Genomic DNA, 9,910 nt, shown 5'->3' with positions numbered 1-9,910 from the left:
CTGACCGGCTTGCAGGTCGCTGCGCTGCGCACCGCTCGGTTCGGCGCCGGCCAGATCGCCACCCCGGTCACCCGCCACTCTCGTTCCTTGACGCGGAGCAGGCTTGCCTAGGTGCTTGCACTAGCGCTGCGGCCGCCGCGGGCCGAACAACTCGGGGAAAGCCCTGACCGGCGGCCCGTCGACAGGGGCCTGATCGGAGTCACCGGCGGGCCGGAAACGGTTGCGCCGGGGCGCGTTACCGGCGCGGTATCGATCGCCGCTACTCCCGGTATTGGACGCAGCTGACGCCGCTCGCTTCAATGCGCTCGCGTCCGGCTCGTCGGAACGCCACAAACGTCGCAGGAGAAGACATGTCGATGAACCCCCCGTCACGCGCAGCCCGGCGCCCGGCGCGGCAGCTCTGCCGTGCATCCCTTTGGTCCGCCTTTGCAGGCATGGCCCTGCCGGCGGCGGTGCTTGCACAGTCGCCGTCGGCACTGCAGGCCAAGTTCATGCCCGAGACGATCAACATGCGAACGCTCCAGGGGAGCGTGAACGTCGTCATCTCGGCGGCCACCGGCGATCTCGCGGCCTGTGCCCTGTCCGACGTGCGGATGGGGCCGGCCAGCGCCCTGTCGGTGGCGGCCTCGGCGGACCGCCGCACCTACGTCGCTGCGTTCCGCAAGGCGGACCTGAAGTGGGTGCTGCCCGGCTTCGACGAGTCGCAGGCCCTGGTCACCGGCTCGCTCGCCTGCAATGGTGGCGAGGCCCAGGGCGTGGTGGCGCATGGCACGGTCAAGGTGCTCAAGGCCACGGAAGTCCAGGCGCGGCAAAAGCCGGTGCTGACGGTGGGCGGACAGCAGTTCAAGGACTTGAACGGCAACGGTCAGCTCGACCGCTACGAAGACTGGCGTCTGCCGGTGGACCAGCGGGTGGCCGATCTGGTGTCCCGCATGTCGCTGCAGGAGAAGGCGGGCCTGATGGGCATTCCCGCCAACTTCACCGACGCCCAGGTGCAGGCCACCCTGGACAACCACATCCGCTACCTGATCCTTCGCTCCAGCAGCTTCCAGGGCCGGGACCTGGCCAACCGCATCAACGGCATCCAGGAGCGGGCCGAAGCCTCGCGCCTGGGCATTCCGGTGGTGATGATCTCCAACCCGCTGAACCACCTGAGCGGTGGCAACGCGGTGTTCGAGCCGGGCGGCGGTGCAGGCGCCTTGTCGATCTGGCCGGGCACGCTGGGCATGGCGGCCACCAACAATCCGCAGCTCATCAAGGACTTTGCAGGCATTGCGCGCCAGGAGTGGCGCGCGCTGGGCATCCGCCGCATCTATGGCTACCAGGTCGAGCTGGCGACCGAGCCGCGCTGGAGCCGCAATCGCACCACCTTCGGCGAGGGGCTGGAGCTGAACTCGCAGATCGCGCGTGACCTGGTGATCGGCACCCAGGGGCGCCGGCTGGGCAGCGATTCCATCGCCCAGGTGATCAAGCACTTCCCCGGTGACGGCGCGGTGCTGCGCGGCCTGGACCCGCACAATGAGCCGGGCCAGTACGCCGTGTACCCGACGCCGGGCAGCCTGTTCACCTACCAGCTGCCGCCGTTCAAGGCTGCCATCGATGCCGGCGTGAGCGCCGTCATGTCCTACTACAACCGCCCCAGCAACGCGCTGAGCGCACCGCAGCTGCCGGCCGAGTGGTGGCAGTCGCCGAGCAAGCAGTTCGAGGATGTGGCCGGTGTCTACAACCACACCTTGATCACCCGGCTGCTGCGTGACCAGCTGGGCTTCAAGGGCGTGCTGAACTCCGACACCGGGGTGCTCACCTCGCAGGCGTTTGGTGTCGAGAGCCTGACCGCACCGCAACGCTGGGCCAAGGCCGTCAAGGCCGGCGCGGACATCATCTCCGGCGGCAGCAACCCGGCCGAGCTGATCGCGGCCGTCGGCGACGGGCTGCTGGCCGAAGCCGACTTGAACAGGCCGGTCAGCCACCTGCTGACCGAGATGTTCAACCTGGGCTTGTTCGAGAACCCGTACACCGATCCGGAAGCGGCGCAGGCGATCGCCAAGGCCCCCGCCAACCAGCTGGTGGCCGACCAGGCGCACCGCCAGTCGCTGGTGCTGATGCGCAACGACCGGCAGCTGCTGCCGCTGAAGGGAACGACCAACCTGTACGTGGAGGTGTTCACCGCGGGCACGGCGGCCGCGCAGCAGACGGCTGCCTTGAAGGCCCTGCTGGCCAACGACCCCAAGATCAAGGTCGTCGATTCGCCCTCCCAGGCGAATGCCGCCTTGCTGTGGGTGCAGCCGCAGTTCGAGACCCTGGCCGACCGGGTCAACATCGCACTGGGCACCGGCACCGGTGTGGACGTGGCCCGCATCCAGCAGATCCAGGCCCTGGTGCCGACGGCGCTGGCCATCAACCTGACCACCGGTTGGGTGATCAACGACGTGGAACCCGGCGCTGCTGCGGTGATCGGCACCTACGACGTCAAGGCCGAAGCCCTGCTGGACCTGCTGCGCGGCAAGTTCCAGCCCAGCGGCCGGCTGGTGATGGCCATCCCCGCCAGCCAGGCGGCGGTCGACGCCAATGCCGGCGACGTGCCGAGCTATGCGGAGACGTTCGACTACGCCTATCGCAACGCCGTCAACGACCGCTACACCTTCGGTTTCGGCAAGACCGGCTTCTGATCCCAGGGCTCGCAACGGAACATCCATGAACACACATCTTTTGGTGGCGGCCGTTCTGTCGACCGCGTCCGCCTTCGCAGCGGCGGCGCCGGGTCCGGCGGCCATGCAGTACGAGACCAACGCCGTCGCCCTGATCAGCGACGCGGCCGATACCCAATCGGGCATCAGCCCTGATGGCGGCGGACTGACGGACCCGCTGATCTCGCAGGCGACGGCCTTCAACACGAGCGACTTCGCCAGTGCCAGCGCCCTGGCGACGGGCGGCCTGCTGGTCACCACCGCGGAGGTGGACAGCAAGGCCACGTTCTCGAGCGCTGCGGCCGACGTGCACTTCACGTCGAGCTATGCCACGCCGGGCACGCTGGACCTGCGGCTGACCTACAGCGTCGATGGCGCGGCGGACAACGCTTCCTGGGCCTACAGCGGCTTCTCGGTGACGGTGAGCAGCGGCGGCGCCACCGTGTTTGCACAGACCTTCGACACGGCAGGCACCTTCACCCACCGCAGCCTGATCCTGGGGGCGGACAGCACGGTGGACATCCAGCTGTTCAGCGAGGCCAGCACCGAGCTGCAGGGCGGCTTCGCCCACTCCGCAGCGCAGCTGGCCTTCGACGTGACGCTGGCCCCGGTGCCGGAGCCTGCTTCCTGGGCGCTGGCGCTGGGCGGTCTCGGCTTCATCGCAGCGCGTCGGATGAGGGGTCGGTCGCGCTGAAAGGACCCCAGGCCACAGGCCCGGCCGGGCAAGTCCTGGCCGGTCTGGCGGCAGGCCGGCACCAGGATGCGCGGTCGTGCAAAGGTCATCGGCGGCGCCTCACGCTCATTGGGCCGAGGTGCCGCCGTCCACCGGCAGCAGCACACCCGTCATGAAGCTGGCCGCATCGGAGGCCAGGAACACGACGGCCTGGGCCACCTCCTGCGGCCGGGCCACGCGGCCCATGGGAATGCCGCTGGCCAGCGTCTGCATCTTGGCGTCGCTGTCGCCGTTGTCGAAGGCCTGGTCCAGCATCGGCGTGTCGGTATCGCCGGGGCACACGGCATTGACGCGCACGCCTTCGGTGGCGTGGTCCAGCGCCATGCAGCGGCTCATCTGCGCCAGCGCCGCCTTGGACACGCAGTACACCAGCGCGCCGCGGGCGCCCATCAGCGCCCAGTCGGACGCCACGTTGACGATGCTGCCGCGGCGGGCCGCGATCATGGCCGGCAGCACCGCCCGGCACAGGCGGAAGGGCGCGCTGAGGTTCACCTCCAGCAGCCGCGACCATTGCGCATCGGTGGTTTCCAGCGCGGTGCCGTTGGTCAGCATGCCGGCGTTGTTCACCAGCACATCGATGCGGCCGTGCAGCGCCAGGGTCGCTTCGGCCAGGCGGCCCGCGGTGGCGGGGTCGGCCTGGTCGCCGGCGATGAAATGCGCCTCATGGCCCTGCGCGCGCAGTGCCGTCAGCAGCGCCTGGGCGCGGGTCTCGTCGCGGCCGCTGAGCACCAGCGTGGCACCCGCCGCCGCAAAGGCCTCGGCGATGGCGCGGCCGATGCCCGAGGTGGCGCCGGTGATCAGGCAGACCTTGCCTTGCAATGCACCGCTCATACGACGTCCCTCAGCCGGTACCAGCTCATGCCGATGGCCTGCTGCACGCCGCCCAGCCATTCGCCGCCGGCAAAGGGCGGGTTGACGATGCCGTTGAAGGCATCCAGCCGTTCGGGCTGGCCCTTCATCGCCTCGGTGACCACGGTGGCGGCCACGCGGGTGGGCACGATGCCGTGGCCGCAGAAGCCCTGCGCCCAGAAGATGCGGTCTCCCCGTCGCCCCCAGTCGGGCATGCGCCGCAGCGTGATGTCGATGTGGCCGCCCCAGGCGTAGTCCACCTTCACGGGCTGCAGGTGCGGAAACACCCGCGTGATGTGGCCCTTCATCACCGTCGGCAGGTCGGCCGGCGTGCCGCCCATGTAGGTGCAGCCGCCGCCGAACAGCAGCCGGTGGTCGCGCGTGGTGCGGAAGTACTCGAGGATGAACTGGTTGTCGTAGACCGCATGGTTGTGCGGCATCAGGCGGCGGCAGGCGGCTTCGCCCAGCACCTCAGTCACGCCGATGAAGCTGCCCACCGGCAGCACGCGAGACTGCAGCCGGCGGTCCACCTTGTCGACGTAGGCATTGGCCGCCAGCACCAGCTGGTGGCAGCGCACGGCGGCGCCGTCTTCGGTGCGCACGGTGATGCCGTCGGCGCCCTGCTCATAGCCGGCCACGCGGGTGCTCTCGTAGATCGTCGCGCCGGCGCGCTCCACCACCTCGGCCAGGCCCAGGATGTACTTCAGCGGGTGGATGTGCGCGGCCGAGTCGTCCAGCAGGCCGGCCTGGAAGCGCGGCGAATCCACATAGCGCGGCAGCTCGGCCTTGGGGATGAAGCGAAAGCCGTCGTAGCCCCATTCGCGCGAGGCCTCTTCGATGCCATCGGTCAGCAGCTTGACGCGGCGCGGCAGCACCGCCACTTCCACATGGCCTTCGGCCAGGTCGCAGTCGATGGCGTTGTCGCGGATCAGGTCGCGGATCTTGCGCACCGAGCGCAAGGATTCATGGAACATGTCCTTGGCGCGTTCATGCCCCATCACGGCCTTGAGCCGCTGCATGCCGCAGGCAAAGCCCGAGACCAGCTGCCCGCCGTTGCGGCCCGAGGCGCCCCAGCCCACGCGGCTGGCTTCCAGCACCACCACCTTGCGGCCGGCGCGGGCCATCTCCAGCGCGCAATACAGGCCGAAGAAGCCGGCCCCCACCACGCACACGTCGGCGTCGATCGGCCCGGGCAGGCTGGGGCGGCGGCGCTGGCGGTCGCGCGAGGTGGCGGCATAGTAGCTGTCGATGTAGTCGGTGCTTCCGCGGAACATGGGGCGGCTCCTGGCAAGAATGAAGAAAGGGGGCGGGCGCTGCCTTCAGGCCAGCTCGATGAGGTGGCGCAGGTCCCAGGCCGCGCGGGGGTCTTGCGCGGCGTGGCGCTCGCGGTGCTCATGCCGCTGGAGCGCGACGAAGAGGTCGATCAGCGGATCGCCGAACCAGCGGCGCAGCGCATCGCTGCCTTCCAGCGCATCGAGCGCGGCCGGCAGGCTGCGCGGCAGCGCAGGCGCCGCATCGCGGCCGGCGCGGGCCGGCTGGCCGGCCTGCAGCCCGTCCAGGCCCAGGGCCAGCGTGGCGGCCACCACCAGGTAGGGGTTGGCATCGCCGCCGGGCAGCCGGTTTTCCACCCGCCGGCCGGCCGCGTCGGAAGCGGGAATGCGGAAGGCGGCATGGCGGTCGTCTTCGCCCCAGTCGGCATGGGTGGGCGAAGAATCGCTGTGGCGCACGCGGTCGAAGGACATGTCGTGCGGCGCTGCCCAGGCCATGGCCGCCGGCCCGCCGGCCTGCAGCCCGGCCAGGAAGTGCAGCAGCTCGGGCGACGAGCGGCCGTCGGGCTGCGCGAACAGGTGCGGCCAGTCGGCCCCGGTGCGCTGCACGCTGAAATGCCAGTGCATGCCGGTGCCCGGCTGGTCCAGGAAGGGCTTGGCCGCGAAGCTGGCCAGAAAGCCGTGCCGCGCCGCCACCTCGCGCGCCAGGCGCTTGAAGCGGAACACCGCGTCGGCCTGGGCCAGCGGCTCGCCGGGGTGGAAGTTGACCTCGAACTGCGAGAAGGCGGCCTCGTGCAGGTGGCCGGCCAGCGGAATGCCCAGCGTGTCGGCCGCACCGTACAGCTCGTCGAAGTAGGCGTCGAAGTGGCTGGCGCGCTCGAGCGAGTACTGCTCGCAGGCGGTTTCCTGCACCGGCGCATCGCGCCAGGGCTTGGCGCTGCCCAGGCCTTCGGGCTGGCGCGACAGCAGGAAGAACTCCATCTCGGGCGCCGCCTTCACGGCCAGGCCCTGCGCCGCATAGGCCTGCAGCACGCGGCGCAGCGCGGCGCGGGGCGACAGCTCGGCCGCCTGCAGCAGGCGGCCGTAGCGCGGCGCATGCCACTGGCCGGCCGGCTCGCACAGCACGGTGGCTTCACGCCGGCGGCCGGGGCGCCGGCGCAGGCTGGTGGCATCGGGCACCAGCTGCAGGTCCTGGTAGGCCTGCGGCAGGATGCTGCCGAACACCTCCATCGGCGAACCGCCGGTCAGGCCCATGCCCAGCATCACGGTGGGCAGCCGGCAGCCAGCGGCGGCCAGGAAGTCGGCCACCCGCAGGCGCTTGCCGCGGGCCAGCGACGTGAAGTCGCCGAGCGCGCACTCGACGTCGTCGATGCGCCAGTCGGCCAGCAGGCCGGCCAGGGCCTGGCGGTCGGGGCGGAGCGGAGGATGGGCGGGCAGGGGGCGAAGGGCGTGGACGTCTGGATGCATGGCGAAGGGCCGGAACGCCGGTTCCGGCGGTGGTTTCGCTGCATCCTAGAAGCCGCGCCCGTGGTCGCGTGGGCCACTGCGGCCAGGGCGGGCGGTCCACTTGGCCGGGAGGCCGTGCGGGCAGCGCGCTTGGCGGGTCGGCCCCGGTGCTACGACCTCGGCTCCAGCACCAGGCAGGTGGTGGTGGCATGCGCATACAGCTGGCCGTCCGGGCCGACGATGCGGCCCTCGGCGGTGCTGACCTGACGCCCTGCGTGGATGATCCTGCCTTCGGCGCGCACCAGCGGCGTGGCATCGGTCAGCGCGCGTACCAGGTTGAGCTTGAGTTCCAGCGTGGTGTAGCTGCGGCCGGCCGGCAGCAGGGTGTGCACGGCGCAGCCCACCGCCGAGTCGAGCAAGGTGGCGAACCATCCCCCGTGCACCGTGCCCAGCGGGTTGTAGTGGCGGCGCAGCGGCCGCCCCTGAAACACCGCCAGCCCCGCGGCCATGTGGATGGGCACGAAGTCCAGCGTCTCGCCGATCGGGGGCGGCGGCAGCTCGCCCGCGAAGATGGCTTGCAGCACTTCCAGCCCGGTGAGCGTCTGCACCTGGATCGTCGGCCGCGGTGCGTCCTTTGGCCGCAGCCGCGCCCGCACCGCCTGTTCGTCACGCTCCCACTGTTCGAGCACCTGCGTCACATCCATGTGGCCTCCTCGATCGGGCTGAAGGGGCCGCCAGGGCGACCCAGGGTCCGGTTCAGGTCCGGCTTCACAGCGCTTCCAGGGCCAGCGCAATGCCTTGGCCGCCGCCGATGCACAGCGTGACGATGCCGCGCCGCAGGCCGTCGCGCCGCATGGCATGCAGCAGCCGTGTGGTGAGCACCGCGCCGGTGGCGCCGATCGCATGCCCGTGGGCGATGGCGCCGCCTTCGACGTTGACGATGTCTTCGGGCAGTTCCAGCTGGCGCAGGCAGGCCAGCGTGACGGCCGCGAAGGCTTCGTTGATCTCGATGCGGTCCACGTCGGTGAGCTGCCACCGGGCACGGGCCAGCGCGGCGCGCACCGCGGGCACCGGGCCGATGCCGAACAGCCCGGGCTCCACCGCCACCACCGCATGCGATACCAGCCGCGCCCAGGGCTGCAGGCCCTGGGCCTCGGCAAACCCGCGCTCGGCCACCACCAGGGCCGCCGCGCCGCTGTTCAGGCCCGGCGCATTGCCGGCGGTGATGGTGCCGTCCTGGCGGAAGGCGGGCTTGAGCCGCGCCAGCGCCTGCACCGTGGTGTCGGGGCGGTTGGCCTCGTCCTTGTCGAAACGCACCGGGCCCTTGCGGCCGGGCAGGTCCAGCGCCACGATCTCTTCAGCAAACCGGCCGGCCGCCTGCGCCGCGCTGAAGCGCTGCTGCGAACGTGCGGCCCAGCGGTCCTGGTCCTCCCGCGTGACGCCGTAGCGCGTGGCCAGGTCTTCGGTGTGCCAGCCCGAGTGCTGGCCGCTGAAGGCGTCGTTCAGGCCGTCGCGCAGCAGGCTGTCGAGCAGCGCCGCATCGCCCATGCGCTGGCCCCAGCGGGCGCTTGGCGCCAGGTAGGGCGCCTGGTCCATGTTCTCCATGCCCCCGGCGATGGCCACGCGCGACTGGCCGGCCAGCACCTCCATCGCCGCGCTGGCGATGGCCTGCGCCCCCGAACCGCAGACCCGGTTGAGCGTGAGCGCCGGCACCTGCACCGGCAGGCCGGCGCCCAGCGTGGCCTGCCGCGCCGGGTTCATGCGGGCGCCGGCCTGCACCACCTGGCCCATCAGCACCGTGTCCACATGGTCGGCCTGCAGGCCCGAGCGCCGCAGCGTCTCGCGGATCACCGCCGCCCCCAGGTCGGTGGCCGGCGTGTCCTTCAAGGTGCCGTTGAAGCCGCCGATGGGGGTTCTGACAGGGGCGCACAGCACAACTTCGGTGGGACTCATGGCGTCTCCAGGAGGCTTCGTGAATATGATGACCATCATACAAAAAACGTCCTCGTCACGTTCTTGCGCACATGCTCGGCCCGGGCCGCGGAGGCCGGCGGCTAAAGCCCGGGCCCATCGCGTCCGATACCGGCTGACGGGCTGCGAGCCCGGTGGTGCATGAAGGAGTCGTCGCGATGCGCTTGTCGAACCTGCGTGTGGGTGTGCGTCTGGCGGCCGGCTTTGCCGTGCTGCTGGCGCTGGTGCTGGCGATGGGCCTGTATGCCCTGGACCGGGTGGGCCGGGTGCACGACAGCGTGACGGCCCTGGCCGACGACTGGTTGCCCAGCACCCAGCAGCTGGCCGGCATCAACGAGGCGCTGAACCAGATGCGCCGGGCCGAGCTGCAGATGCTGCTGGGCGGCGACGAGCAGGCGATGAAGGACGAATCCGCCCGCATTGCCCGCCAGTGGGAGTTGCTGCCGCCGCTGATGGCCGCCTATGAACGCACCTTGGGCGACCAGGCCGAGCGCCAGGCCTTCGGGGCGCTGCAGGGCGCCGTGCAGCGCTACCGCGCCAGCCAGCCACAGCTGGTGGCGCTGTTGAAGGAAGGCCGCGCCGAAGAGGCCCGCGCTTTCCTTCGTGGCGACTCGCGCAAGGCCTTCCGGGCCACCACCGACGCGATGGTGACGCTGACCCAGAGCAACACCCAGGGTGCGGCCGAGGCCTCGGCCCGCAGCAGCCGAGACTACGCCTCGGTGCGCTGGGGCATCGTGGCGATGATCGCCGTGGCGCTGCTGCTGGGAGGTTTGGTCGCAGTGCTGCTGACCCGCTCGCTCACCCGGCCGCTGGCCCATGCCGCCGCCACCGCCGACCGCATTGCCGACGGTGATTTGAGCGTGCCGGTGGGCAGCGACCGCCGCGACGAATTGGGTGACCTGTTGCGGGCGCTGGCCCGTATGCAGGCCGCACTCAATGCCTCGGTGAGCAGCGTG

General features: G+C 70.9%; 8 protein-coding genes. 3 read left to right on the top strand and 5 right to left on the bottom strand.

Annotation, left to right across the window (positions count from 1 at the left end):
- The first annotated feature begins 530 nt into the window (after window positions 1–530).
- Entirely contained in the window at window positions 531–2,669 is a 2,139-nt protein-coding gene (locus ABNT58_RS12285) for a glycoside hydrolase family 3 N-terminal domain-containing protein (protein WP_348753762.1), read from the top strand.
- A 25-nt stretch (window positions 2,670–2,694) separates the two neighbouring features.
- Entirely contained in the window at window positions 2,695–3,381 is a 687-nt protein-coding gene (locus tag ABNT58_RS12280; protein WP_348753761.1) for a PEP-CTERM sorting domain-containing protein, read from the top strand.
- A 105-nt stretch (window positions 3,382–3,486) separates the two neighbouring features.
- Here the strand turns inward: ABNT58_RS12280 and ABNT58_RS12275 are convergent, their stop codons facing one another.
- From ABNT58_RS12275 to ABNT58_RS12255, 5 genes are all read right to left on the bottom strand, one after another.
- Window positions 3,487–4,251, bottom strand: coding sequence for an SDR family NAD(P)-dependent oxidoreductase (locus tag ABNT58_RS12275; RefSeq protein ID WP_348753760.1), 765 nt, complete (start codon window positions 4,249–4,251; stop codon window positions 3,487–3,489).
- Complete coding sequence (locus tag ABNT58_RS12270; protein ID WP_348753759.1) at window positions 4,248–5,543, bottom strand: FAD-binding oxidoreductase; 1,296 nt, start codon at window positions 5,541–5,543, stop codon at window positions 4,248–4,250. The genes ABNT58_RS12275 and ABNT58_RS12270 overlap by 4 nt, the downstream gene beginning before the upstream one ends.
- Window positions 5,544–5,588: 45 nt before the next feature.
- Window positions 5,589–7,004 (bottom strand): glutamine synthetase family protein, encoded by a 1,416-nt coding sequence (locus ABNT58_RS12265; protein WP_348753758.1) that lies wholly within the window; start codon window positions 7,002–7,004, stop codon window positions 5,589–5,591.
- Window positions 7,005–7,153: 149 nt separating this feature from the next.
- The gene (locus ABNT58_RS12260) at window positions 7,154–7,687 is read right to left on the bottom strand and encodes a PaaI family thioesterase (RefSeq protein WP_348753757.1); all 534 of its coding nucleotides are present in this window, start codon (window positions 7,685–7,687) and stop codon (window positions 7,154–7,156) included.
- A gap of 64 nt (window positions 7,688–7,751) precedes the next feature.
- A complete protein-coding gene (locus ABNT58_RS12255; protein WP_348753756.1) occupies window positions 7,752–8,936 on the bottom strand; it encodes an acetyl-CoA C-acetyltransferase in 1,185 nt (394 codons plus the stop codon).
- Between the two features lie 176 nt (window positions 8,937–9,112).
- On the opposite strand from ABNT58_RS12255, the gene ABNT58_RS12250 reads away from it, so the two are divergent.
- Window positions 9,113–9,910 (top strand): MCP four helix bundle domain-containing protein (locus ABNT58_RS12250; RefSeq protein ID WP_348753755.1); only part of this gene is annotated, 798 nt, incomplete at its 3' end.

Source organism: uncultured Aquincola sp., from assembly GCF_964001545.1.
Classification (GTDB): Bacteria; Pseudomonadota; Gammaproteobacteria; order Burkholderiales; family Burkholderiaceae_C; genus Aquincola.
Note: the sequence above shows the minus strand (reverse complement) of the source record. Positions and strands in the feature narration are given on the sequence as shown.